Genomic DNA, 21,646 nt, shown 5'->3' with positions numbered 1-21,646 from the left:
GCGCGACCTTTCCTGGAGGGGCAGCACATGACGACGCACAACCAGACCACCCCCACGCTCCCCGAGGCCCAGCGCGGCCCGGCGGAGAAGCTCCTGGACCTGGTCCTCGGGGGCTCCGCCCACCTGTGGCACAACCGCCCGGGTCTGGACGTGAACGGCGTCTGGCATGCGGCCCAGGGCGCCAGCGAGGAGCTCGCGCGCCGCGCCACCCCGGTGAAGCCCGGCCTCTTCGTGCCCGCCGCGGTGAAGCTCTACCGCCAGCTGCTGGACATCTACCGGCTCAACACGGACCTCATGGCGCACTTCGCGTCCTACGCGCTCACGCAGACGGACTGGCGTGACCTGAAGGTGGCCACGTGCGCGCTGATGCTCGTGCAGAGCCACTCCGGCCAGCCCGTGCGCGAGGACGACGGCTCCATCGCGTTCCTCGACGACGACTTCCGCACCATCGGTGAGGCGATGATCCTCCACTACGAGCGCAAGTCCACGCGCATGCTCACGCCCAAGGCGGTGCTGCGGGTGGCCGAGCTGCTCGAAACGCCGGAGATCGCCCGTCTCAACCGCGAGGCCGGTTTCGGTGACCCCGCGTCCCGCAAGGCGCCGATGGGCCGGTGGAAGAGCGTGGCGACGAAGTGGCTGCGGCTGCGTGAGCAGAACCTGCCCATGCTCCAGGGCCTGGTGAAGGCCGGCTACAAGGAGACGCTGAAGAAGATCGCCCGCAAGGCCGGTTACAAGCCGGTGTCGCAGGGCTTCTTCGAGGTGCTCGGCTGGAAGCAGAAGCAGGCGGCCGCGGGCCACCGCTCGGTGGGCCTGGAGGGTCTCAACCTCGTGAAGCGGGAGCGCTTCGATGGGCTCTCGGAGGCGGAGATCTGCGAGTGGATCGAGCTGGAGCGCCTCTCCTACAAGGAGGTGGTGGGCCGGCTGCCCAAGGACCTGGGCCTGACGCCGGCCATCATGGCGGCGTTGCTGCCCTCGCTGTCCGACCGTGACTTGCGCATCCTGACGCCCACGCTCGAGGAGCTGGGGTTGATGACGGACCCGGGCATCCGCACGCGGTGGGAGAAGGCGGTGCAGACGGCGACGGACCAGCGGGCGCTCCACATCGTGAAGAACGTGCGCAGCCAGGAGCTGAAGGCGAAGCTGGAGGAGGCGAGCGACAACGCGGCGAAGGCGGCGGTGGCGGAGGCGACGGCGGAGACGGACGTGAGGGTGATGTTCCTCATCGACAAGTCCGGCTCCATGGAAGGGGCCATCGAGCAGTCCAAGGAGGCGCTGTCGCGCATCCTCGCGGGCTTCCCGTTGGAGAAGCTGCACATCGCGACGTTCGACACGATGGGGACGGTGCTCAAGCCCAAGGCGGCGAGCCGTGCGGCGGTGCAGCACATGCTGCAGGGCATCAAGGCGTCGGGCGGCACGACGCACGCGGCCGGTGTGCACGCGCTGCACCGGGCGGGGATGCGGGTGCCGGAGGAGGCGAAGCTCATCTGCATCGTCGTGGGTGACGAGGCGGGTGAGGCGGGTGACCAGTTCGCCCGTGCCTTCCGCGAGTGCGGCTACACCGTGGCCGCCATGGCGATGCTGGTGAGTGTGGCCAGCGCCGCCAACCGGGGTAACACCGTGCGCACGTGCGCCGGGCAGATGAAGGTGCCGTTCAGTGAAGTGTCGGTGGACCAGTTCGAGGACCCGTACCAGGTCCCTCGCGTGCTGAAGGCGCTGATGGACGCGCCGACGGCGGCCGGGGCCAGCCAGTCCGGCTGGGTCGAGCGGGTGATGCGCACGCCGCTGCTGAAGGTGGCGTGAGAAAGGAGTGGGTGTCGTGGACTACCGGAAGTTCCTCGGGAAGGTGGAGTCGGCGGTGTTGCCCTACTTCGGTGGGGCGTCCGTCGACGCGCCCTCGCGGCGCCTCCGCGTGTCCACGCCGCCCGCTCCGGGCTGGTGGCGCTTCGAGGTACAGGGGCGCACCGCCACCGCGCGGGAGCCGGCCGGGCCAGAAGGGCTCGACGGGCTCCCGCTCGTTCGTGGACATCTGTGGGGCACGCGTCTGGTGCGCGAGGGCGCGGTGGCCGAGCCGGTGAATCTCCTCCCCGAGGAGGAGCCTCCGCGATTCTCGCCCGTGCGCGCCCGGCGCTGGCATGACGGCTCGCTCGTCTTCGAGGAGGTCGAGTTCGAGGGCGAGGCCGAGGGCACGGCGCGGCTCATGATGGAGGAAGGCCGGACGCTCGCGGAGGTGAAGGCGGTGCCTGCGTCACTGCGGGCGGCCTTTGGCTACGCGGTGCTGGAGGGTGCCTCGCGCGCGCTCGGCATCCGATTCTCTCCGGTCGAGGTACGTGGGCAGGTGCTGTCCGTGTCCGAGGGAGGCCGTCCCGAAGCCGAGGCGAGGCTGCGGGCGCTTGCGTCCGAGCGCGAGGCGCACGTGCGGGCAGTGGAGGCGCGGCTGCTGGCGCTGGAGGCACAGCGGCGGCGGGTGGAGGAATCGGCACGGCTGGACGCGGAGCTGGCGCGGCTGCGGGCCCGTCCGCGTCACCAGGAGCGGCAGGCGCACGGGGCGACGCGGGTGGAGCGGGCGCTGGAGTCGGCGGGAGCGAGGCTGCTCGACATGCGGCGGCTGGGGAGCGAGCAGCTCGAGGTGACGTTTGGCTTCATGGGCGAGCGCTTCATCAGCATCGTGGAGGCGAACACCTTGCAGGTGGTGGACGCGGGCATCTGCCTCGCGGGAGCGGACCGGCACGTGAACCTGGAAAGCCTGCCATCGGTCATCCGCGAGGCCATCGAAGACGACGTGCTGGTCATCACCCGGCACGCTTGAAATGAGACTCCCCTCTCCCCCTGGGAGAGGGGCGGGGGTGAGGGTCTTCCCATGAAGCCGCGTGAGGTCTGTCTGCTCATTGGCCGGAACGGGACGGTGCTGTGGAGCGATGCCTCGGACAGCCCGGTGTGGCTGCCGGACTCGCGCGCGCGCTGGGAGGCCATCTGGCGGCTGCGCGGGGAGCTGGTGGAGATCGCCCACAGCCACCCGGTGGGACCGCTGGGCTTCAGCGCCGAGGACGAGACGACGATGGCCGCGCTCACCGAGGCGCTCGGGAGGCCGGTGCGCTTCTCGGTGGTGGCGCCGAACGGCATGGTGGTGCGCGAGGACGGCCGGGACGTGCGCGTGACGCAAGAGCCCTCGTGGGCCGGGGGCCTCCGCGTGGATTCCGGAATGCGCACTCGGGACACAATCTCCCCTCTCCCCTCGGGAGCTGATCATTAGCCACATCTGGCCTGCCCCTCATTTCTCCCTCGGAGAATCCCCTTGGAAGGAGCAAGCAACCAAGCATCTTCCAGAGGGGCGCTCCGAGGGGGAACTGGAGATGTGACTAATGATCAGCCTCGGGAGAGGGACGGGGTGAGGGTATCGGGTGAACCCGGGTTGAACCCGCTGTCCACACCGAGGACCACAGGTTGGAGAACGGGCCCGGACACCCTCACCCTGACCCTCTCCCGGGGGGAGAGGGAATAACTTCCAATCGCTGCCACCCGGCGTCCACGGTGAGTTCGAGCACTCCGTTCCGCATGCGATGCTCCCGCGCGCCCACCACTTCACGCGGCGCCAGCAGCCCATGGAGACACAGCGTCTCGGTGCCACGAGCCAGCGGCAGCGCCCCCTCCGTGCTCCGCTCGAGCACGAAGCGGTCCCCGGCCAGCCCTCCAACCAACCGCGTCAGACGCGATTCGCCGTAACCCTCACCCGCGTCCTCGTACAGCCGCGCATCCACCCGCTCCGCCACGTGCACGTGCCACGTGAGCTGGGACCAGTTGGCCGAGGTGGTGTGCAACGCGGGCTCGGTGAGGGCCAACGCGCCTCCCGCCCGCAGCCACAGCGGCACCGTGCCCAGCGGCGCCTCGGCGATGACGTGCTGCCCGCCCTCGATCTCCTCTGAGGCACCCAGGTTGAAGATCGGAACCCACCGGCCCTCGGGCAGGTACACGAGCCGCCGTCTCTGGCCCTGGCGCACCACCGGCGCCACGAGCAGGTCCCTCCCGAAGAGGAACGAGTCATCCGTGCGCAACGCCTCCTCGTCTCCCGGCGCGTACATGACGAGCGGGCGCATCACCGGCAGCCCCTCCACGGAGGCTTCGTGTGACAACGTGTAGAGCGTGGGCAACAGCCGGTAGCGCCGCTCCAGGCACTCGCGCGCGAGCGAGAGGTACGGCTCGCCGAAGCGCCACGGCTCCTGCGGGGGCGTCCCCTTTCCGGAGTGGTTGCGCATCAACGGATAGAACGTCCCCACCTGCATCCAGCGCACGAGCAACTCTCCGTTCGCGCGGCCGAGGAAGCCAGGCACATCCACTCCCGCGAAGGACACACCCGACAGCCCCAGGCCCAGCAACATGGTGAGCGACAGCTCCAGGTGCGCCCAGTAGCTGGAATTGTCCCCCGTCCACATGGCCGCGTAGCGCTGGATACCCGCCGAGCCCGCGCGCGTCAGGATGAAGGGCCTCCGCTCTGGAGCCAGCTCGCGCATCCCCTCGTACGCCGCCCGAGCCATGCCGAGCGCATACACATTGTGCACCTCCAGGTGGCGCCTGTGGCCGTGCCGCGCGTCGTGCGGCAGCGTGGGCCCCTCCACCTTCCCCAGGTGCGCCGCGGGTGCCGTCTTGATGTCGAAGGTCTCCCGGCCATTCACCAGCGAGAAGCAGGCCGGCTCGTTCATGTCGTTCCAGACGCCAGCGATGCCCGCCTCCAGGAAGCCCTGGTGCCACCGGCCCCACCACGTGCGCACCTCCTCGCGGGTGAAGTCCGGGAAGGTGGCCGGTTTGGGCCACACCTCGCCGAGCAGCACGCTGCCCCGGTCATTGCGCACCAGGAAGTCCCCCGCGAGCGCCTCGTCATAGACGCGATAGCCCGGCTCGGCCTTCACCGCCGGATCGATGATCGTGACCAGCTTCACGCCCTGCGCGGCCGCCTCGCGCGCCAGGCCCGCGGGGTCCGGGTAGCGGGTCCGGTCCCACGTCCAGACCTTGTAGCCCTCCATGTAGTCGATATCGAGGTACACGCAGTCCAGCGGCAGGCCATGGGCCCGATAGCCGTGGATGACGGAGCGGACGTCCCCGGCGTTCTCGTAACCCCATCGGGACTGCTGCGCGCCCAGGCTCCACAGCGGCGGCAGCGGCGGACGCCCGGTGAGCGCGGTATAGCGGCGCACCACATCCCCTGGCATCGGCCCGGCGAAGAGGTAGGTGTCCAGCTCGGGCCCGGAGGACTCCCACTGCACGAGCGAGGCGTCCTCGGCGCCCACGTCCACCTCCATGCGCCACGACTCGTCGAGGAAGAAGCCCCAGGCGAGCCCCTCGCGCAGGCCGAGGCAGAAGGGAATGGACTGGTAGAGCGGATCCGTGTCCGGGTGGTGCGGCATCACGTCCGTGTTCCAGAAGACGAAGTGCATGCCGCGCTTGTCGAGCGCTCCCACCTTCTCGCCGAATCCCAGCCACGCCTCGCCCGGCGGCGTGTGCAGGGCGAGCCGCGAGCGGAAACGGTCCACCGGATAGTCCGGCATGACCTCGCCGGAGACGTCCTCGCACCGGGCGAGCTCCCGGCCGGCGGCGTCCAGCAGGCGCCAGGTCCCCCGGGCCAGCGACACCTCCAGCGAGAGCGCCTCCGTCACCACCACGGCCACCCCACCCCGCTCCTCGCGGCGAACCGAGAGCGGCAGTTCCCGGTGCTCCACCACGGCCCAGGACTGTTTGGGCGGCAGCTCACGAGGCCCGGGCGCGGTGTGCTTGAAGGCCGGGAGGTGTCGGAGCCGCAACACTCCGGGCAGGGGACTGCACACCTGCAGTGCGGCACGCGGGCCCCAGAAGGTGACACGGGTGGGCTCAACGGACAGGTCTTCGAGGCGCATGGTCTAAGATGGGTTCCGTGAGCACGGACAACCCTGAAGACGGCGGACGGACGGATCGCTGGCAGAGCATGGTGGTGGGCGCCTTCCACCTCGACGAGACCCTGGACTCCAAGGAGGTCCCCGTGGATGGCTCGGGAGCGGCCGCTCACGCCCTGCTCTACCTGGAGACCCTGCTCGAGGTCTTCCCCTCGAGCGTGGATCCCCTGGAGGACTTCGAGGGCTACGCCGTACGGCGCATGATCCTCTCCCTGCGGCGCGCCCTGGAACACCAGAGCGGCCACTGAGCCCCCACAGCGGCGCTACACCGGACGGAGCTCGGGACGGGACTCCCCGGACCCGGCCGTGGGCTGCTGCTCCAGCTTCTGTTCGACGGCCTTCACGCCGAACGCGCTGGGGTCCAGCTGCTCGCGGCCGGAGAAGACCTGACGGGCCCGGCCCAGCAGCCACCCGAGGCCCTTCACCGCATCCCGCAGCAACCGGACGGGCGCCTGCCGCGAAGCCAGCGAGGGGCTGAGCTGGTCCAGCTCCTCGCCCTTCATGGTCAGCTCCTTCACGCCCACGCCGTGCGTGTACACCATCTCGCCGCCCAGCCAGCCGGTGTAGGCCGCCATGGCGAACGCGCCCAGCCCTATGAAACTGGAGACCAGCGACGAGCGGTGCCCGGTGCGCCACACGGCCACGCCGAAGGCCCCCAGCACGAGGCCCACGTTGCCCAGGCCGTGCAGGAACATCATGTCGCGCGAGTGCCGGTCCGCCTTCACCTCCTGCGAGGCGGCCATCCCCGCGAACCCGGCCAGCAACCCGCTCGCCGCCGTGGTCCACCACAGCGTCCGCGCCGCGTCGTCCAGCTTCTTGTTCCCGGTAAGTGCCGCCGTCAGGTCCACCACCACCGTGGACGGCAGCAACGCCAACGGCGCGTGAATCAACGTCGGGTGCAACTCGTGTACGCGCATGTCCATGACAGTCCTCCTCGTCGTCCCGAAAAGCTTGGGGCGCACCGCCCGGCGGACAACCCGCCCCACCGGACTCCAGGAGGCTCGGTTCCCGCTCCATGCACGCCCTCCGGGGAGGGACGGACGAGGTGGCGAGCCTCTTGCCAATCCGACCAGGCGTGGGCAGACCACCGGTCATGAGGGGACGGCGCCTCGGGAGGATCCGGTGAAGTCAGCGGGGCTGATGCTGGCGGCGGCGGGGGCATTGCTCGCCGTCATCGGCCTGCTGATGTACTCGGGCGCGCTGTCCTGGTTCGGCCGCCTGCCGGGCGACCTGCGCTGGGAGGGCGAGCACACCCGCGTCTACTTCCCGCTGGTCTCGATGCTGTTGCTCTCGGCGCTGCTCAGTCTGCTCGCCTTCGTCCTGCGCCGGTTCCTATAGCCTGACCATCAGCGCTTCACCCCATCGAAGCTCAACACGGCGCGGTGGAGCACTCCCGCGGGCACGTACAGCACATCGCCGGCATCGAGCACCACCGAGCGCCCCGCCATCGTCAGGCGGAAACGGCCGGACAGCACCGCGTCCAGCTCACCCACCCCGTGCGCGTGGAAGTCGAAGACGGTGCGCGGCGCGGCCTCGGACAGTGCGCCCTCGCGATCCGCATCCCAGCGTTCGAGCATCATGGCGCAGCGATGATTACGCATTCGTCGGGTGGAGCTCACTCCGCCCCACCAACGCCTGGGCACTGACACTCAGTGGCTACGCTTGGATCGCTCTCGAGGAGGAGCACCGCATGTCGATCGAATCGCCGCGCCCGCCGCAGGAAGCGGAGCAACAGAACACCGCCGAGATGATCGCTCCCGCCGCCAACCCGCCGGATCAGCGCCCCGCGTCCGTGACGCCCACGGGTGAGGCCGGTGGCCGCCGCAGAATGGGCAAGTCGGGCCCGCCGGGGCCGGCCAGGAAGGGCCGCACCGTCGCGAAGCGCAAGCCCGAGAAGAAGCGCCCGGCTCCCGCGAAGAAGGCCGCCGCGCGCCGCAAGAACACCCGCGCCACCAGCAAGACATTCCGCGAGAAGGAAGGCTGGAGGACCGAGCCCAAGGTGGGAGGCCGCAAGCCCTCGGCCAGCCAGAAGAAGAGCCCCATCAAGAAGACCGGCCCGGCCCGGAAGACCGTGGCCAAGCGCACCGCCGCGAAGACGGCCACCGCCGCCCGGCGAGCCCCGGCCACCGCCAGGCGCACCACGAAGCGCGCCACTGGCCGCCGCTAATCCCGGAAGAACTCCCGGCGAGCCTCCTCGCTCCCCCGCCTCACGGGTGGTGGACGGGCTCCAAGGGTCTTGTCATGGTCGGGCCATGCGCATTGCACGTCTGCTCACCCTGTCGGCGCTGGCGTTCGCGACCCCCTCGGTCGCCGCGCCCCCGTCCAAACCCGCCATGAAGAAGCCCGCCCAGAAGAAGCCCGCCGAAGAGAAGCCCACCGAAGAGAAGCCGTTCGACCTCGAGGCCGAGACTCGCGCCTGGCACCAGAAGCGCATCGCCAACCTCACGTCCGAGGATGGCTGGCTCAGCCTCGTGGGCCTGCACTGGCTGAAGGAAGGAGACAACCGCGTGGGCTCCGCCGAGGACAACGAGGTCGTCTTTCCCTCCGGGACTCCGGCGCACCTGGGCACGCTCACGCGGAAGGGTGGCACGGTGACGCTGAGCGTCCAGCCCGGTGTCTCCCTCACCCGCGCGGGCCAGCCCTTTACGGGTGGGGAGCTGGGCGCCAGCGAGGGCGGCCAGGACGTGCTCGCGCTGGGCTCGCTGCGCTTCTTCGTCATCCGCCGGGGAGACAAGCTGGGCATCCGGGTGAAGGACGCGGAGGCCCCCGCTCGCAAGCAGTTCCACGGCATCCCCACCTGGCCGGTGAACGCCTCCTGGCGGGTGGAGGGCCGCTTCGAGCCCGCGGCCAACCCGCGCAAGGTGCCGGTGCCCAACGTGCTCGGCACGGTGGACGAGATGACTTCGCCCGGCACCATCTTCTTCAAGGTGAACGGCGAGGAGTACCGGTTGGATCCGGTCCAGGAGAGCCCCACGGACCCGCTCTTCATCATCTTCGGGGACCTGACCAACCGCACGGACTCCTACGGCGCGGGGCGCTTCCTCTACGCGGACCCGCCGAAGGACGGGAAGGTGGTGCTGGATTTCAACCGGGCCTACAACCCCCCGTGCGCCTTCTCGCCCTACGCGACGTGCCCGCTGCCGCCGCCGCAGAACCGGCTGAAGCTGCGCGTAGAGGCCGGCGAGAAGCGCTACGGCGACCACTGAGCGTCAGGAAGACCCGCCGTCCCACGTCCCCAGGGCCATGAGAGCCCGGTCCGCGTGCCTCCCCGAGAGGCCCGGACCGGGCCCCCAAGGAGACGTGACATGGCGACGCTGAACATCACCTACAACGGCCTGTCCTCGGACCTGCCCCTGGAGCTGGACGGCCACGTGTCGGACGTGGACGTGCGGCGCATCGCCCTGGAGGTGGTGCGCTCGGGCGGGGCGCCGGGGCTGCACATCGCGAACCTGCGCGAGGACGCCTTCGTCCACTACGTGGTGGACCGGTTCCGCGGCCCCCGGGGTGAGGACCGCATCTACCTGCGTCCCAAGGTGCCCTTCGGGGCCTGAGGAGGGCCGGCCATGCGCATCCTCTTCTGTGGCGTGGGGGCCATCGGCTCCACGGCGGCGGTGCTGTGCCGCAACCTGGAGGCCACGCTCGTCTTCATCGACTTCGACCGGGTGGAGTCCAAGAACCTGCTCGCGCAGGCCTTCGTGAAGCCCTCGGTGGGGAAGAACAAGGCCGAGGCGCTGAAGCTCCAGCTGCTCAACCTCCACGGGGTGAAGGCCGAGTCCTTCGGCGTGCGGGTGACGCGCGACAACGTGGCGGCGCTGTGCGGAAACGCGGACCTGCTCGTCGACTGCTTCGACAACCAGGCGAGCCGGTTGCTGCTGAGCGACTTCGCGCGCACGGCGGGCAAGCCGCTGGTGCACGGGGCGCTGGCGGCGGATGGCACCTTCGGCCTGGTGCGCTGGGACGAGCGTTTCGTCCCGGACGCCGAGGACACCGCGGGTCAGGCCACGTGCGAGGGAGGGGCCCACCTGCCCCTCATCGGCCAGCTCGGCGCCACGCTCGCGCGGGTGGTGCAGGACTTCGTGAAGCACGGCACCCGCCGCGACGCGATGGTGAGCCTCGTCGCGGTGACGCCGACGGCGTGAATCACTCCCGGGCGGCTTCCTTCGAGCCCACCACCGTCATGTTCATGCCGATCTGCACCGACACCGGCTTGCCATCGACGGTGATGGTCATCTTGCCATTGATGTTCCAACCGAAGGAGCCCGTCGAGAATGCCTTCACCTCGGCGAGCATCTCCTGGCCGTTGATGACCACCTTCAACGGCTCGGCCTTCTCCTGGAACTGCTTCAGCGTCACGGGGCACGGGGACTTTGCCATGGGGCGGGCACCGTACCACAACAGCTCCAGGAGAAGGCTCACCGCGATGACTCACTTCGTGGCCGTGGTCGTGGACGTGGAGCGGGTGAATACGAGTGCCGGCGTGTCCAGCACCCGCGTGTCGTGTTTCACCCGCCTGCCCAGGATGAAGTTCGGGGTGAAGGGGTCGTCGGCCACGGAGGAGGCGCCATACGGCACGAGGAACTGGTTGTTCCCGTAGGCCACCGCCGGGCGGAACTCGTTCAGGAGCTCACCACCCGAGATGGCGAAACCTCCCGGGTCCCTCACATCCCCGTCCTCCTCCACTCGGGCCCCCCAGACCCGGTGCGGACCCGCGCGGGTGTCATCCCAGACGGCCAGGGACTTCCAGTTGTGGTGGGCCACGCCTGGGAAGCGCTGGTCTCCCGATGCGGTGGAGATGGGAATGCCCATCGGGTCATCCACCCGCCTGTCCGAGCGCACGCGCGCACCGTAGATGTCCCAGTCCGTTCCGTTGCGCATGTCCCCCCAGACCACGAGGAACCGCCGGCCGGTCCAGACCACCGCGGGCGTCCGCTGCGCGCCAGACGCCACCCCGATGGGGAAGCCGTCCCGGTCGAGCACGGTGCCATCCTCCTTCACCCGGGCCCCGAAGATGTCGGGCGTGTCCACCCCGCCGCTCGAGTCCGTCCAGACGACCAGGAACTCCTTCCCATTCCAGGCCACCGCCGGCTCGCCCGTCACCACCGACTCGGACATGAAGAGGACGAACTCATCGAGCCGGCTCCCATCGGGTCCGATCCGCAGGCCACCGATGTCACTGCCCTCGTCACTGCTGACGGCGAAGGTGACCAGGCACAGCTTCCGGGAGCAGGCGATGCCCACGTCACCCGCCACCTCTCCGGAGGAGATGACGGTGAAGACGGGCCCGGGCCCCGCGCCGTCCGGCGCCAACCGCGTCCCATCCACCCCATCCGCCGAGTCCCAGACGACCACGAAGTCCTTGCCGTCATACGCGACGTTGGGATTGCGCCCGAAGTCCCGCTCCGGGTGGGTGTTGAGGCGCAGTCCCTCGGGGTCCAGCAGGGTGCCATCCGGCTTCATGCGCGCCCCGTAGATGCCCCCGTCCCGGACGTCCTGCCATACCACCAGGTACTTGCCCCCTCCGTACGCCACCTTCGGGCCCAGGAGCGCCGTGGGCCGGGGCTCGGGCAGCGGCCCATGCCGGGTGAGCGCGGCCTCCACCGTCGAGACGGCCTCTTCCTCGGACTTCCACTCCGGGGCCATGTCCTCGGAAACCGGCCCACAGGCGGACACCAACACCCCGAACACCACACCACTCCACAGCCCGGCGAACCGGGCCCTCATCGCTTGCCTCATGTGTGTCCCCCCCTCTGATGCAGGACCCCCGCAAGCTCTGACTCACGCGGGGCGTCAGCAATCCTCCCGAGCGGGCATGGGCCATACGAGGCCCGCCCGGCTGGATGACCCCGCCGGACGCCCCGCACGTCCAGAGCCGTTCATTCCCGGCTCCGGCTCACCTCGGCTTCACGCTGACGGCAAGGGTCTGGGACCGGACCGGCGGACCGCGCGTCCGGAGAGCACGTCCGCCAGTGCTTCGTCGATGGGCAGCCCCGGGTTGCGCATCAACCACATGAACTCGCCCGCCGGATTCACCTCGAGGAAGACGTGCCGGCCCTCGGGCGTGACGATGAAATCGAACGCGCCATAGTTGAGGCCCAGCGCATCCATCAAGCGGACGATCTGCCCCTGCAACCGCTCGGGCAGTGTGTAGGGCTTCCACGCGTCGATGAGCGCCGCCCCCTCGCGCCGCCAGTCCTCCCGGGCATTCGGCAGCGCCTGGGAGTCGATGGCCGCCGCCATCACCCGCTCCCCCACCACCGTCACCCGCAGCTCCACCTGCTTCGTCAGCCGCTCCTGGAAGGTCATCGGACAGAGGTCCAGGCCCTCCAGGTCCTCCAGCTCGCGCGACTCCAGCGGCGTGGTGAAGACCACCTGCTCCCGGCCCTGCTCGTCGTAGACGGCGAAGGACGACATCATCTTCGTCACCACCCCGCCGGGGCAGCTCGCGGCGAAGGCGCGCACCGCCTCCGGGTCGTTGGTCATCAGCGTGCGAGGCACCTCCATGCCCAGCGCCCGCGCCAGCTTGAGTTGCAGCGGCTTGTGCTCCGCGCGCCGGACCACGTCGAGCGCATCCAGCTGGAATACCCCGAGCGCCGTCATCATCCCGAACACCAGGCGCCGGCTCTCCTCCACCGAGGGTTTGCGCAACTGCTCGTCCAGGTCCTTGGGAATGCCCGCCCCGGTGGCGTTGCGGCGGTACCAGATGGAGGAGATCTCCGACAGCGCCATCTCCCCATCAGGCCCCGACAGCCGGCCCTCCCCCGCCTCGTCGAGCGAGAGCTGGAGCCGGGTGGGGAACAAATCCGAGTCGAAGCGGTAGACGCGCTCGCCGCGGGCCTCGAGGGCACGCCGCACGGCGTGAGGCGCGTCGTTGTCCTTGGAATGGGTGACGATGAGGATGGCCATGACGCTCCCGCGTGTGCCGTCAGGGGGAACGGCCCGCGGACGCGAGCGCGCCGGCCAGGGCCGCGGCGATGGGGAGGCCGAGCTCCTTCTCGAGCATGCCCCACTCGCCCCCGGGGTTGACCTCCAGGAAGACGTGACGTCCGTCGGGTGTGACGATGAAATCCGCGGCGCCGTACACCAGCCCCAGCTCAGCGACCAGGCGAACCAGGCGCTCCGCTACCTCGGATGGCAGCTCGCCCTTCTGCCAACGGACCTCGTCCGGCCGCGAGCGCCGCCAGTCCACCTGCCCCTCCACCGAGCGCGACGCGTCGATGGCTCCCACGAAGCAGCGCCCACCCACCACGGCCACCCGGAGCTCGTTCGCTTTGTCGATGCGCTCCTGGAACACCATGGGACTGTGGCGCAGCCCCTCCAGCTTATCGAGGTCCTCGGGGCCAATCGCACTCGTGTAGACGAAGGGCTGACCTCCCTCCATGGACTGGGTCAGGGGTGTCTGCATCTTGGCCACCAGGCGGCCCCCCGCTCGCGCGAAGAAGGATCGGACGCGCTCGGCGTCATTGGTGACCAGCGTGGGGGGGACCTCCAGCCCCAGGGCCATGGCCAGCCGCAACTGGCGCAGCTTGTTGCCCGCCTGCTCCCCGCCGGGCGGGTTGATGAAGGCACAGCCCGCGGCCCACAGCCCGTCGAGGAAGCCCTCGAGCGCCGCCCGTGACTCGCGCACGCAGCTCTCACGCCAGCCGGGCTCCAGTGACTCATCGGGCCGGGGGGACACCAGCCGGCGCAGCCACACCGACCGTACGTCCTCGCCGCGCAGCTCGCCCGCCGCTGTCCTCAGGAGCACCTCGCCCCCGCCGGACCCGAGACTCGACGTCAGCTCCAGTTCCGCCGGAAAGCCGTCGGTATCCACCCGGACGGGACGAAGGCCCCGCCGCGACAGCTCCTCCGCCACCCGGTCGACTGTGTAGAAGTCGGCACTGTGGGTGAAAAGCAGGACGATGTCGCGAGCGGGGGACATGCCAGGGACTTCCTACAGGTCACGCTCGTCCGTGTCCGAGGGGTACTTCAAGGTCCCCTCACTGTTGGACTCCTGGAGGGAGGCGGCGGAGTCATGCCCATCCGAGGGGTACTTCATGGTGTTGTTCGCACCACCAGACACCAGCTCCAGTTCCTGCTCCTCGAGCAGACGCGCGAAGAATGGCTTCCGGGTCATGTCTTTCTTCATTTGTCGCCTCCGTGTGTGCGGGGGGGAGAGCTCCGGCCTTGACGACGAGGGAGGGACCCGAGCGGTCAGGCGCACGACACAACCCTGGGTTACCACGTCCGAGCCTACCTGGCGAATTTCATTCCGCTGGTGCCGGAGCGGGAGCCCGGCCGTACTTGCGCAGCGCCTGGACGAGCCTGTCGTGAGGGAGGGAGAAGACGCGGATGCCATCCGCGCCCGTCATGGTGTGGGCGGCGAGCATGGCGTTGAGGATGGCTTCCTGGGTGGCCTGCACCGTGGCCTCGAAGAGCGGGTTGAGGTGCCCGTTGTCCAGGGAGGAGACCTGAGCCACCTGGCTGCCGTCCGGCGGCTTCGTCGATTGGGTGGAGAAGGCCAGGAAGATGTCCCCCGAGGAGTCCTCGCCCAGCCCGCCCATCTTGCCGATGGCGAGCGGGACGCGCCGGGAGATGCGCCCCAGCTGGTGTGGCAGCAGCGGCGCGTCGGTGGCCACCAGCACGATGATGGAGCCCATCCCCTCGGGGAGGGGGGGCGTGGCGAGGCTGGCGTTCTGGGCGCACGGGCGCATGTTGCGGATGAGCGGTGACGAGGGGACCTCGCGGCCCGTGTAACAGGCCTGGTGGTCGCGGATCTCCTCGCCCACCGGGACGCCCTCCACCGAGAAGAGGCGCCGGCTGCCGTAGTTGCACTGCACCAGTACACCCAGCGTGTAGCCGCCCTGGGAGTCGGGCAGCTTGCGCGAGGCCGTGCCGATGCCGCCCTTGAAACCGTGGCACATCATCCCCGTCCCGCCCCCCACGTTCCCCTCGGCCACCGGACCGCCGCGCGCACCGTCGATGGTCCGCAGGGCGTGCTCCGGCTTGACGTGAAAGCCATAGATGTCGTTGAGGAAGCCGTCCCAGGTCTCCGCGACCACCGGCAGGCCGAGCTCCCACCCGAGGCCACGCCGGGCCCCCCAGTCCACCACCGCGTCACGCACCACGCCCACGCTGGAGGTGTTGGTCAGCATGACGGGACCGTTGAGCAGGCCCGACTCACCCACCCAGATGGTGCCAGTCACCTCGCCATTGCCATTGAGGGCGTAGGAGGCCGCGAAGACGGGCTCGGCGATGCGCTCGCGCCCGCGAGGCAGCACCGCGGTGACGCCCGTGCGCACCGGCCCCTTGCCCACCGCGAGCTTGCCCTCTCCGGAGATGAGCGTCGTGTGGCCCACCTCCACCCCGGGCACGTCGGTGATGGCGTTGGCGGGACCGGTCTTCCCTCCAAAGGTGATGCCCAGGCCGCGCGCGCGGGGCTTCGCCAGGCCGGGCGTCACCGGATCGGACGCCGCGGGGGTGGGCTTCGCGGGAGCGGAAGCGCGGGAGGGAGCAGCCTGGGACGGCGAGGCGCAGCCCACCCCGGGGAGACAGAGGAGGAGCGCGGAGAGGAAGCGGGCGGGAAGGAAGGGTCTCATAGCGTGCGGAGGTACTCGGGTCCGGCGGGGTAGGAAAATCCCCCGGAAAATACCCCGTCAGGAATCCCGGGGCGTGGCGTCTCTTCACCATGAAAGGAGCGGTGACGATGCGAACGACGACGATGAAGCCGGGAATGATGAATCCGAAGCAGCGCAACAGCCATACCGGTTTCCGCAGCGTGCGCGTCAGTGCCTTGCCTGTCCCCTCCTCGCAATCGCGGTATCGCCAGTACGGCGTGCCATACCCGAGCCTCTTTTGACGCTCCGCCTCCAGACGTGAGGCGGCGCGACGGAGGCCGGGCTCCCGAAAGGGTTCCCGGCCTCTCGCATTTCCAGCCTCACACCTCTGGGGACGTAGAGCGTTACGGAGACGCGCCGGCCTGTAGAGCCGGAGCCTTGGCCCGCTGGGTTCGACTCCCAGCGTCCCCACTCGCAGTTCGCAGCTCTCTGACAACTGAATCGCAGTGGTGAAGCGCCGCCTGCCCTCACGAGAGGCGGCACACGCCTCCGTAGCTCATCGGTAGAGCACCCGCCTCTTAAGCGGGTGGCGAGGGTTCGAATCCCTCCGGAGGTACTCACGCGGGTGTCGTCCAGTGGCAGGACGCCGGTCTCCCATACCGGAAACACGGGTTCGAATCCCGTCACCCGCTCCACTTCATTCCGGGATGGTCCAATTGGCAGGGCGGCGGGCTCTGACCCCGCAGACGCAGGTTCGAACCCTGCTCCCGGATCTCTTCAATGCAACACTTCAAAGCAACACATTCCACAGTAGCTCAAGGGAAGAGCGGGCGCCTGTTAAGCGTCAGGTTGGGGGTTCGAATCCCTCCTGTGGAGCTTCATCGGGATGTAGCTCAGCCTGGACGAGAGCGCGTGCTTGGGGTGCACGAGGCCGTCGGTTCGAATCCGGCCATCCCGACTCAGTCTGTCGCAGTGTAGTGGTTGTCTTTCCTGGGTGTGGCTCAATTTGGTAGAGCGCGCGGTTCGGGTCCGCGAGGTTGCAGGTTCAAATCCTGTCACCCAGATGTGTCATGTTGGCTGAAGGCAAAGGGTGAGCCACCGGTCTGTGAATCCGGTTCCAGAGGGTTCGAGTCCCTCCAGCCGACCTCGAGTGAAATGAATTGTCTGGCTCCGTAGCTCAGTTGGATCAGATCGCCCGGCTACGAACCGGGAGGCCGCAGGTTCGAGTCCTGCCGGAGCCGCTACTTGTTTCGCCCTCGTAGCTCAGTTGGAGCAGAGCGCTCGGTTCCGAACCGAGAGGCCGCAGGTTCGAGTCCTGCCGGGGGCAACCGTTTCGATGCGGAGTGGGACCGGACGTCCCACCGGGTCTCATAAGCCTGGGCCGCAGGGTTCGACTCCCTGCTCCGCAACTGTCTCAAGCCGTCCTGGCGTAGGTGGTCCGCGCGCCCGTCTGAAGCACGGGAGGACCGGGTTCGATTCCTGGGGCCGGCACTCGCAGTACCTGTTTTGCCCCTGTAGCTCAGCTGGCAGCAGCACCGGTTTCGTAAACCGGGGGTCGTCGGTTCGATCCCGACCGGGGGCACTCCTCACCTTCTTCTTCACCCTTTCTCTTGCACGCCGAGCCAGCTGGAGACGGCACTGGTCCCACATACCAGGTCTGCTGGGTTCGATCCCCAGGGCGTGTACTGCAACAGGCTCCCCCAACCGTCCGCGTGGCCCAATCGGGAGAGGCGGCTGGCTCAAACCCAGCTCACGTGCGAGTTCGACTCTCGCCGCGGACATATCCCCCAAGAAGGACAACCGAGTCATGGAGACGCTGGTCCTCAACCAGTCGTATGAGCCCGTGGCACGGATCTCCTGGCAGCGCGCGATGATGCTGCTGTGGCAGGGGAAGGTCGAGGTGGTCGAGGAGTACGACGACCGCCTCGTCCGCTCCGTCACCCTGGAGATCCGCATGCCCTCTGTCATCCGCTTCCTGCGCGGCGAGCGGCGCAAGGGGCGCGGCATCAAGTTCAGCCGCGACAACGTGTACATGCGCGATGGCTGCAAGTGCCAGTACTGCGGCCGGAAGGTGTCGCGCCCCGAGGCCACGTACGATCACGTGGTGCCCCGGGCCCAGGGTGGCCGCACGACCTGGGAGAACATCGTGATCGCGTGTGTCCCCTGCAACCAGAAGAAGGGGGGCCGCACGCCGGTGCAGGCAGGGCTCAAGCTGCTCTCCACGCCGGAGAAGCCGCGCAAGCTCCCCGGCTCGGTGCAGCTGACGTTCGCCTACGAGAAGGGCATGCCCGTCTCCTGGCGCAAGTTCCTCCGTGACGTCGCGTACTGGCACACGGAGCTCGAGGAGTGAGCGGCGGGTAGACGGGGGCCTCCAGAGGGGGCTCCCGGGCCCCGCTCCGTCACAGGAGCGGGTGCATGAACGGGGAGGCCAGAGGCATCCCCGGCCCGTACGCCCCGCGCGCCGGCAGGCGGGAGCTGCTGCCGGCACATTCTGGAAGGTCGACACCGGAGGCCCGGTGGCCCGCCTCGAAAGCGGTGCGGGCGCTCAACGCGCTCGGGGTTCGAGTCCCTTGCCTTCCGCTCTCTTGCTGTCTGGAGCATGCATGCCGGGTGGCCGGCAGCCTGGCTGGAAACCAGGTGGACCCTCCGGGGTCCGTGGTTCGACTCCACCGTGTTCCGTCTCTCCTGGAAGTGTGAACTGGCGATGGCGCCAGGCCCCGTTGCTAGCGGGTGCGGACCGGTCGCCGGTCTGGGGTTCGAGTCCTCCGCCTTCCGTTCTGTAAAGAGCCCGTAAACCGTGAAAAGTTGGGAACCCGTCATTCCACCTCGCCGCTGACGCGCGGCGTAGTGATTCGACAGGGGCAGAAGGCGCATGGATGCGCGTTCACACCATCCCCACAGGGAGGAAGCCCATGGAGTGGCTCGAGTTCGATCGTTTGTCTCCGGAGGTGGAGCAGCTCCTGGCGAACCAGGCCGCGCGCCTGAGCGCCACGGTGCCGCACCCCCTCCCGCCGAAGCAGGAAAGCGCCAGCGCCCGGGCCCGGCGGCTCGAGGCCCTGCTGCGTCAGTGCCCCGCCTCCAACCCCTGGGGGCACCCGGTCGCGGAGTGCTGAGTCCAGCACGGGCGGCCAGGAACGGAAGGCCGGGGTCCACCACTGCGATTCAGCACGTTAGAGTGCGGCCGCGCCCCCTGAGGCGTTCCCAACCATGGCCACCAGGAAGAGCGAGGACAACGAGAGGCTCATCGACCGGGACCTGACCGCGCTGGCACGGGAGGGGAAACTCCCGGCCGCGCACGGCGTGGACGGTCCGGTGATGGAGGTGCTGGGCCTCCTGACGCGGGGGGGCAAGCATCCGTTGCTCTCCGGCGATCCGGGCGTGGGCAAGTCCGCCCTCGTGCAGGAAGTGGCGCGGCGCATCATCGAGGGCCGCGTGGACGCGGAGCTCGCCAACGCGCGGATGGTGGAGGTGTCCGTCGCCAACATCCTGGCGCGCAGCACCCAGCGCCAGGCGGCGGAGAGCTTCGAGGAGCTGCTGGCCTGGCTCAGCCGCCACCCCTGCCCCATCGTGTACATCCGGGACCTGCCCGCGGTCATCGGCGGGCCGCTGGCCCCGGTGGCCTTCCGGGCCCTGCGCACGGGGGGCATCCGCTTCATCTTCGAGACCGAGCCCAAGCGCGTGCAGGAGCTGCTGCGCGCGGACGAGGCCTTCTCCGAGCGGCTCCACCTGGTGCCGCTCCAGGAGCCGCCCGCCGAGCGGGCCCGGTGGATACTGGGCCGGGTGGCCGAGGAACTGGAGCGCGAGCTGCACCTGCCCATCGATCCGGCGGCGTGCGACCTGACGCTGCGGCTGGCCTCCAAGTTCCTGCTGGCGCAGAGGCTGCCGCGCAAGGCGATTGAATTGCTCAAGGAGACGGCCGCCGAGGCCGCCGGAGGAGCCAAGGACCGCGTGGGTCCCGAGGACGTCCTCACCCGCTTCTGCGCCACCACCCGGCTGCCGCGCTTCGTCGTGGACGACGCGATGGCGCTGGACCTGGAGGAGACGGAGCGCTTCTTCGGCGAGCGGCTGCTCGGGCAGACGGACGCGGTGCAGGCGGTGCTGCGCTCGGTGGCGTTGCTCAAGGCGGGGTTGAACGATCCGCGCCGGCCGCTGGGCGTGTTCCTCTTCGCCGGCCCCACGGGCGTGGGCAAGACGCAGCTCGCCAAGCTGCTGGCCGAGTACCTCTTCGGCTCGCAGGACAGACTCGTCCGGCTCAACATGGCGGACTTCCCTAACGACGGCGACGAGAGCGTGCCCTTTGGTGCCTCGTGGGCGCCCGCGGTGGAGACGAAGCGCGGTGAGCTGACGGCGCTGCTGGAGGGGAAGGTGTTCACCGTGCTGCTGCTCGACGAGTTCGAGAAGGCCGCGCGGAGTGTGCACGACCGTTTCCTGCAGCTCTTCGACGAGGGCACCTTCGTGAACGGGGCGGGAGAAACCATCTCCTGCAACAACACGGTCATCGTGGCCACGTCGAACGTGGGCGCCGAGGTGTACCGGGAGCCGGCCATCGGCTTCATGGGCTCGCGGCGTCCCGAGGAGCTCATCACCGAGGTGGACCGGCGCATCGCCGAGGTCTTCCGCCCCGAGTTCCTCAACCGATTCGACGCCATCTGCCACTTCCAGCCACTGTCGAAGGTGGAGATCCGGAAGATCGCCCAGCGAGAGGTGGGCCGGGTGCTGGAGCGCGAGGGTATCCGTGCACGTGGGTTGGACGTGGAGGTGACACCAGCGGTGGTGGACCTGCTGGTGGACCGGGGCTACTCGCCACAGTTCGGCGCGCGCTACCTGCAGCGGGAGATAGAGAAGACTCTGACCGCGGCGCTGGCGGTGGAGATCGCCCGCCGGCCGTTGCCGCCGGGAGCACCGGTGCGGGTGGAGACGCGGCCGGGAGGCAAGGTAGTGGCGGTGGCCGAGCTCTCCCCGCGTCCGCGTGAGGAGACGGCGCAGCTCGCACTGCCCACGGAGAAGTCGGTGTCGGCGGTGAAGCGGCGGCTGGACAAGAAGTCGCTGCTCAATGAGATGGACCGGCTGGTGGGGCGTGCGCGGGCGCTGTCGGTGTCGGCGGACCGGCCGAGGCTGGAGGAGCGGCGTGCGGAGCTGCTGGCGGCGACGCAGGCACCCAACCTGTGGGACGACCCGCAGCGCGCGGCGTCCACGCTGAGGGCATTCCGCTCGGTGGAGGCTCAGCTCAACGAGCTGGACCGGATGGAGGAGCGGACCACGTTCGCGCGGCGGCTGGTGCGCGAGGCGAAGGGCGAGGCGCAGCTCGCGTCGGCGGCGAAGCAGGTGGAGGAGGTCGCGCGCGAGGTGCAGATGGCCGAGGTGCTCGGAGCCGCGGGGGCGACGGACCACGGCGACGAAGCGTTGGTGGACATCTGCGCGAGCGAGACAGGCGAGGGCCAGGACGCCTGGGTGCAGGAACTGGCGACCATGTACCTGGGCTGGGCGGAGCGTCGCGGCTACGAGGCGATGGCGGTGGCGGAGGCGGAGGAGCCGTTCCGGGTGGTGGTGCGGATTGCGGGGCCCGGGGCGTATGGCTACCTGGCGGGCGAGGCGGGGCTGCACCGGCGCATCGACGAGGAGAAGCGCCACCGCGCCTACGTGCGGGTGCACCGGGGCGGGCCGGAGGAGGAAGAGGAGAGCCTGGACGTGGACGGCCGCGAGGTGAAGCGGCACGAGGGAACCTACCTCGCGAAGGTGAAGACGGAAGTGACGGTGAAGGACGAGACCACGGGCCGGATGATGACGCTGGCGTGCGCGGGCGAGCTGGGCGAGATGAAGGACATCGCCTCGCGGGTGGTGAAGGGCCAGGGCGGCAGCAACACCGCGGACGAGGCCCGTCGCTACCACCTGGGCCGTGGCGCCCGGGTGGAGGACCCACGCACGGGCGCTGGTACGCCACGCGTGAAGGACGTGCTGCGCGGCGAGCTGGACGTCTTCATCGCCGCGTGGATCTCCCGTCCACCCACGTCAGGGCCCACGAGCGCCGTGAGCTGATTCCGAAGCACGACCACGGGAGCGCCTCCCGGGCGCGGTCTCGTAAAACTTGTCCAACTGTTGGACAAGTTCGTGAAGAGCGCGACCGGGAGGTCTTCCGGCACCTCGGCCCGTGGCTCACGTAAGCTCGAGCACATGAGCCTTCATCCCGATTCACGG

The 21,646-nt window shown here is 69.4% G+C and carries 22 protein-coding genes and 15 tRNA genes; 28 read left to right on the top strand and 9 right to left on the bottom strand.

The genetic code is table 11. The features are described 5' to 3' along the window. Positions 1 to 27: 27 nt before the first annotated feature. The 3 genes from BO221_RS41320 to BO221_RS41310 are packed head-to-tail and all read left to right on the top strand — an operon-like array spanning position 28 to position 3,250. Positions 28 to 1,800 carry a VWA domain-containing protein gene (locus tag BO221_RS41320; protein WP_073566419.1) on the top strand — a complete coding sequence of 591 codons (1,773 nt, stop codon included), beginning with the start codon at positions 28 to 30 and terminating at the stop codon, positions 1,798 to 1,800. A 16-nt stretch (positions 1,801 to 1,816) separates the two neighbouring features. Continuing rightward, positions 1,817 to 2,806: a hypothetical protein gene (locus tag BO221_RS41315; RefSeq protein ID WP_073566418.1), complete on the top strand. Its 990-nt coding sequence runs from the start codon at positions 1,817 to 1,819 to the stop codon at positions 2,804 to 2,806. 51 nt (positions 2,807 to 2,857) lie between these two features. Further along, entirely contained in the window at positions 2,858 to 3,250 is a 393-nt protein-coding gene (locus BO221_RS41310) for a Mov34/MPN/PAD-1 family protein (protein ID WP_073566417.1), read from the top strand. A gap of 214 nt (positions 3,251 to 3,464) precedes the next feature. Here the strand turns inward: BO221_RS41310 and BO221_RS41305 are convergent, their stop codons facing one another. Then, complete coding sequence (locus tag BO221_RS41305; RefSeq protein ID WP_073566416.1) at positions 3,465 to 5,882, bottom strand: TIM-barrel domain-containing protein; 2,418 nt, start codon at positions 5,880 to 5,882, stop codon at positions 3,465 to 3,467. 17 nt (positions 5,883 to 5,899) lie between these two features. Between BO221_RS41305 and BO221_RS41300 the strand changes: the two genes are divergently transcribed. Next, positions 5,900 to 6,166, top strand: coding sequence for a hypothetical protein (locus BO221_RS41300; RefSeq protein WP_143195987.1), 267 nt, complete (start codon positions 5,900 to 5,902; stop codon positions 6,164 to 6,166). Positions 6,167 to 6,181: 15 nt separating this feature from the next. On the opposite strand, the gene BO221_RS41295 is transcribed toward BO221_RS41300, so the two are convergent. Beyond that, positions 6,182 to 6,841 carry a DUF2231 domain-containing protein gene (locus BO221_RS41295; protein WP_073566414.1) on the bottom strand — a complete coding sequence of 220 codons (660 nt, stop codon included), beginning with the start codon at positions 6,839 to 6,841 and terminating at the stop codon, positions 6,182 to 6,184. 199 nt (positions 6,842 to 7,040) lie between these two features. On the opposite strand from BO221_RS41295, the gene BO221_RS41290 reads away from it, so the two are divergent. Beyond that, positions 7,041 to 7,256, top strand: coding sequence for a DUF2905 domain-containing protein (locus BO221_RS41290; RefSeq protein ID WP_198956295.1), 216 nt, complete (start codon positions 7,041 to 7,043; stop codon positions 7,254 to 7,256). 8 nt (positions 7,257 to 7,264) lie between these two features. On the opposite strand, the gene BO221_RS41285 is transcribed toward BO221_RS41290, so the two are convergent. After that, positions 7,265 to 7,519, bottom strand: coding sequence for a cupin domain-containing protein (locus BO221_RS41285; RefSeq protein ID WP_083682240.1), 255 nt, complete (start codon positions 7,517 to 7,519; stop codon positions 7,265 to 7,267). 89 nt (positions 7,520 to 7,608) lie between these two features. Here BO221_RS41285 and BO221_RS41280 point away from each other — a divergent pair, with 89 nt between their 5' ends. The 4 genes from BO221_RS41280 (at position 7,609) to BO221_RS41265 (ending at position 10,057) form a co-directional block, all read left to right on the top strand. After that, positions 7,609 to 8,085 carry a hypothetical protein gene (locus tag BO221_RS41280; protein ID WP_073566412.1) on the top strand — a complete coding sequence of 159 codons (477 nt, stop codon included), beginning with the start codon at positions 7,609 to 7,611 and terminating at the stop codon, positions 8,083 to 8,085. A gap of 85 nt (positions 8,086 to 8,170) precedes the next feature. Continuing rightward, complete coding sequence (locus tag BO221_RS41275; RefSeq protein ID WP_073566411.1) at positions 8,171 to 9,124, top strand: DUF1684 domain-containing protein; 954 nt, start codon at positions 8,171 to 8,173, stop codon at positions 9,122 to 9,124. A 99-nt stretch (positions 9,125 to 9,223) separates the two neighbouring features. Next, positions 9,224 to 9,469 carry a hypothetical protein gene (locus BO221_RS41270; RefSeq protein WP_043394189.1) on the top strand — a complete coding sequence of 82 codons (246 nt, stop codon included), beginning with the start codon at positions 9,224 to 9,226 and terminating at the stop codon, positions 9,467 to 9,469. Positions 9,470 to 9,481: 12 nt separating this feature from the next. Beyond that, on the top strand, positions 9,482 to 10,057 hold the full coding sequence (locus tag BO221_RS41265; protein ID WP_043394187.1) for a ThiF family adenylyltransferase: 576 nt from the start codon (positions 9,482 to 9,484) through the stop codon (positions 10,055 to 10,057). A 1-nt stretch (position 10,058) separates the two neighbouring features. Here the strand turns inward: BO221_RS41265 and BO221_RS41260 are convergent, their stop codons facing one another. From BO221_RS41260 to BO221_RS41235, 6 genes are all read right to left on the bottom strand, one after another. After that, positions 10,059 to 10,292: a hypothetical protein gene (locus tag BO221_RS41260; protein WP_043394185.1), complete on the bottom strand. Its 234-nt coding sequence runs from the start codon at positions 10,290 to 10,292 to the stop codon at positions 10,059 to 10,061. A 51-nt stretch (positions 10,293 to 10,343) separates the two neighbouring features. Next, on the bottom strand, positions 10,344 to 11,651 hold the full coding sequence (locus BO221_RS41255; RefSeq protein WP_073566410.1) for a hypothetical protein: 1,308 nt from the start codon (positions 11,649 to 11,651) through the stop codon (positions 10,344 to 10,346). Between the two features lie 168 nt (positions 11,652 to 11,819). Then, positions 11,820 to 12,821, bottom strand: a complete 1,002-nt coding sequence (locus tag BO221_RS41250; RefSeq protein WP_073566409.1) for an MvdC/MvdD family ATP grasp protein — start codon at positions 12,819 to 12,821, stop codon at positions 11,820 to 11,822. 19 nt (positions 12,822 to 12,840) lie between these two features. Beyond that, positions 12,841 to 13,836: an MvdC/MvdD family ATP grasp protein gene (locus BO221_RS41245; protein ID WP_073566408.1), complete on the bottom strand. Its 996-nt coding sequence runs from the start codon at positions 13,834 to 13,836 to the stop codon at positions 12,841 to 12,843. A 12-nt stretch (positions 13,837 to 13,848) separates the two neighbouring features. Beyond that, complete coding sequence (locus BO221_RS41240) at positions 13,849 to 14,031, bottom strand: microviridin/marinostatin family tricyclic proteinase inhibitor (RefSeq protein WP_233166488.1); 183 nt, start codon at positions 14,029 to 14,031, stop codon at positions 13,849 to 13,851. 130 nt (positions 14,032 to 14,161) lie between these two features. Next, complete coding sequence (locus BO221_RS41235; RefSeq protein WP_083682238.1) at positions 14,162 to 15,493, bottom strand: P1 family peptidase; 1,332 nt, start codon at positions 15,491 to 15,493, stop codon at positions 14,162 to 14,164. 107 nt (positions 15,494 to 15,600) lie between these two features. Between BO221_RS41235 and BO221_RS55135 the strand changes: the two genes are divergently transcribed. The 19 genes from BO221_RS55135 to BO221_RS41160 all read left to right on the top strand — a co-directional run bounded on the left by BO221_RS55135 (position 15,601) and on the right by BO221_RS41160 (position 21,487). After that, on the top strand, positions 15,601 to 15,753 hold the full coding sequence (locus BO221_RS55135; RefSeq protein WP_158080005.1) for a hypothetical protein: 153 nt from the start codon (positions 15,601 to 15,603) through the stop codon (positions 15,751 to 15,753). A gap of 88 nt (positions 15,754 to 15,841) precedes the next feature. Beyond that, positions 15,842 to 15,922 (top strand) — tRNA-Tyr (locus BO221_RS41230). A 74-nt stretch (positions 15,923 to 15,996) separates the two neighbouring features. Continuing rightward, positions 15,997 to 16,067, top strand: a tRNA-Lys gene (locus BO221_RS41225). Between the two features lie 5 nt (positions 16,068 to 16,072). Further along, a tRNA-Gly gene (locus BO221_RS41220) sits at positions 16,073 to 16,146 on the top strand. 6 nt (positions 16,147 to 16,152) lie between these two features. Then, positions 16,153 to 16,224: transfer RNA gene (locus BO221_RS41215), tRNA-Gln, on the top strand. 31 nt (positions 16,225 to 16,255) lie between these two features. Beyond that, positions 16,256 to 16,327, top strand: a tRNA-Asn gene (locus BO221_RS41210). A gap of 6 nt (positions 16,328 to 16,333) precedes the next feature. Beyond that, a tRNA-Pro gene (locus BO221_RS41205) sits at positions 16,334 to 16,409 on the top strand. Between the two features lie 32 nt (positions 16,410 to 16,441). Beyond that, positions 16,442 to 16,515, top strand: a tRNA-Pro gene (locus tag BO221_RS41200). Positions 16,516 to 16,524: 9 nt separating this feature from the next. Further along, positions 16,525 to 16,596, top strand: a tRNA-His gene (locus tag BO221_RS55130). A 21-nt stretch (positions 16,597 to 16,617) separates the two neighbouring features. After that, positions 16,618 to 16,692 (top strand) — tRNA-Arg (locus BO221_RS41195). Positions 16,693 to 16,703: 11 nt separating this feature from the next. Further along, positions 16,704 to 16,778 (top strand) — tRNA-Arg (locus BO221_RS41190). Between the two features lie 10 nt (positions 16,779 to 16,788). Then, positions 16,789 to 16,860 (top strand) — tRNA-Met (locus tag BO221_RS55125). Positions 16,861 to 16,869: 9 nt separating this feature from the next. Continuing rightward, a tRNA-Phe gene (locus BO221_RS41185) sits at positions 16,870 to 16,942 on the top strand. 17 nt (positions 16,943 to 16,959) lie between these two features. Then, positions 16,960 to 17,033, top strand: a tRNA-Thr gene (locus BO221_RS41180). A 124-nt stretch (positions 17,034 to 17,157) separates the two neighbouring features. Next, positions 17,158 to 17,232, top strand: a tRNA-Leu gene (locus BO221_RS41175). Between the two features lie 26 nt (positions 17,233 to 17,258). Then, positions 17,259 to 17,801: an HNH endonuclease gene (locus tag BO221_RS41170; RefSeq protein ID WP_073566406.1), complete on the top strand. Its 543-nt coding sequence runs from the start codon at positions 17,259 to 17,261 to the stop codon at positions 17,799 to 17,801. A gap of 143 nt (positions 17,802 to 17,944) precedes the next feature. Continuing rightward, positions 17,945 to 18,031: transfer RNA gene (locus BO221_RS55120), tRNA-Ser, on the top strand. A 332-nt stretch (positions 18,032 to 18,363) separates the two neighbouring features. Continuing rightward, on the top strand, positions 18,364 to 18,564 hold the full coding sequence (locus BO221_RS41165) for a hypothetical protein (protein ID WP_073566405.1): 201 nt from the start codon (positions 18,364 to 18,366) through the stop codon (positions 18,562 to 18,564). A 94-nt stretch (positions 18,565 to 18,658) separates the two neighbouring features. Further along, positions 18,659 to 21,487 carry an AAA family ATPase gene (locus tag BO221_RS41160; RefSeq protein WP_073566404.1) on the top strand — a complete coding sequence of 943 codons (2,829 nt, stop codon included), beginning with the start codon at positions 18,659 to 18,661 and terminating at the stop codon, positions 21,485 to 21,487. Positions 21,488 to 21,646: the final 159 nt, after the last annotated feature.

Source organism: Archangium sp. Cb G35 (assembly GCF_001896145.1).
GTDB lineage: Bacteria > Myxococcota > Myxococcia > Myxococcales > Myxococcaceae > Archangium > Archangium violaceum.
This window is presented reverse-complemented; position numbering and strand designations above follow the sequence as displayed.

What these genes read in the sequence shown, in the direction of transcription:
- BO221_RS41295 (WP_073566414.1), bottom strand. Translation starts at nt 6,841, where the DNA reads ATGGACATGCGCGTACACGAGTTGCACCCGACGTTGATTCACGCGCCG.
- BO221_RS41160 (WP_073566404.1), top strand. Translation starts at nt 18,659, where the DNA reads ATGGCCACCAGGAAGAGCGAGGACAACGAGAGGCTCATCGACCGGGAC.
- BO221_RS41255 (WP_073566410.1), bottom strand. Translation starts at nt 11,651, where the DNA reads ATGAGGCAAGCGATGAGGGCCCGGTTCGCCGGGCTGTGGAGTGGTGTG.
- BO221_RS41170 (WP_073566406.1), top strand. Translation starts at nt 17,259, where the DNA reads ATGGAGACGCTGGTCCTCAACCAGTCGTATGAGCCCGTGGCACGGATC.
- BO221_RS41245 (WP_073566408.1), bottom strand. Translation starts at nt 13,836, where the DNA reads ATGTCCCCCGCTCGCGACATCGTCCTGCTTTTCACCCACAGTGCCGAC.
- BO221_RS41285 (WP_083682240.1), bottom strand. Translation starts at nt 7,519, where the DNA reads ATGCGTAATCATCGCTGCGCCATGATGCTCGAACGCTGGGATGCGGAT.
- BO221_RS41305 (WP_073566416.1), bottom strand. Translation starts at nt 5,882, where the DNA reads ATGCGCCTCGAAGACCTGTCCGTTGAGCCCACCCGTGTCACCTTCTGG.
- BO221_RS41310 (WP_073566417.1), top strand. Translation starts at nt 2,858, where the DNA reads ATGAAGCCGCGTGAGGTCTGTCTGCTCATTGGCCGGAACGGGACGGTG.
- BO221_RS41250 (WP_073566409.1), bottom strand. Translation starts at nt 12,821, where the DNA reads ATGGCCATCCTCATCGTCACCCATTCCAAGGACAACGACGCGCCTCAC.
- BO221_RS55135 (WP_158080005.1), top strand. Translation starts at nt 15,601, where the DNA reads ATGCGAACGACGACGATGAAGCCGGGAATGATGAATCCGAAGCAGCGC.
- BO221_RS41260 (WP_043394185.1), bottom strand. Translation starts at nt 10,292, where the DNA reads ATGGCAAAGTCCCCGTGCCCCGTGACGCTGAAGCAGTTCCAGGAGAAG.
- BO221_RS41265 (WP_043394187.1), top strand. Translation starts at nt 9,482, where the DNA reads ATGCGCATCCTCTTCTGTGGCGTGGGGGCCATCGGCTCCACGGCGGCG.
- BO221_RS41275 (WP_073566411.1), top strand. Translation starts at nt 8,171, where the DNA reads ATGCGCATTGCACGTCTGCTCACCCTGTCGGCGCTGGCGTTCGCGACC.
- BO221_RS41320 (WP_073566419.1), top strand. Translation starts at nt 28, where the DNA reads ATGACGACGCACAACCAGACCACCCCCACGCTCCCCGAGGCCCAGCGC.
- BO221_RS41165 (WP_073566405.1), top strand. Translation starts at nt 18,364, where the DNA reads ATGGAGTGGCTCGAGTTCGATCGTTTGTCTCCGGAGGTGGAGCAGCTC.
- BO221_RS41235 (WP_083682238.1), bottom strand. Translation starts at nt 15,493, where the DNA reads ATGAGACCCTTCCTTCCCGCCCGCTTCCTCTCCGCGCTCCTCCTCTGT.
- BO221_RS41240 (WP_233166488.1), bottom strand. Translation starts at nt 14,031, where the DNA reads ATGACCCGGAAGCCATTCTTCGCGCGTCTGCTCGAGGAGCAGGAACTG.
- BO221_RS41270 (WP_043394189.1), top strand. Translation starts at nt 9,224, where the DNA reads ATGGCGACGCTGAACATCACCTACAACGGCCTGTCCTCGGACCTGCCC.
- BO221_RS41280 (WP_073566412.1), top strand. Translation starts at nt 7,609, where the DNA reads ATGTCGATCGAATCGCCGCGCCCGCCGCAGGAAGCGGAGCAACAGAAC.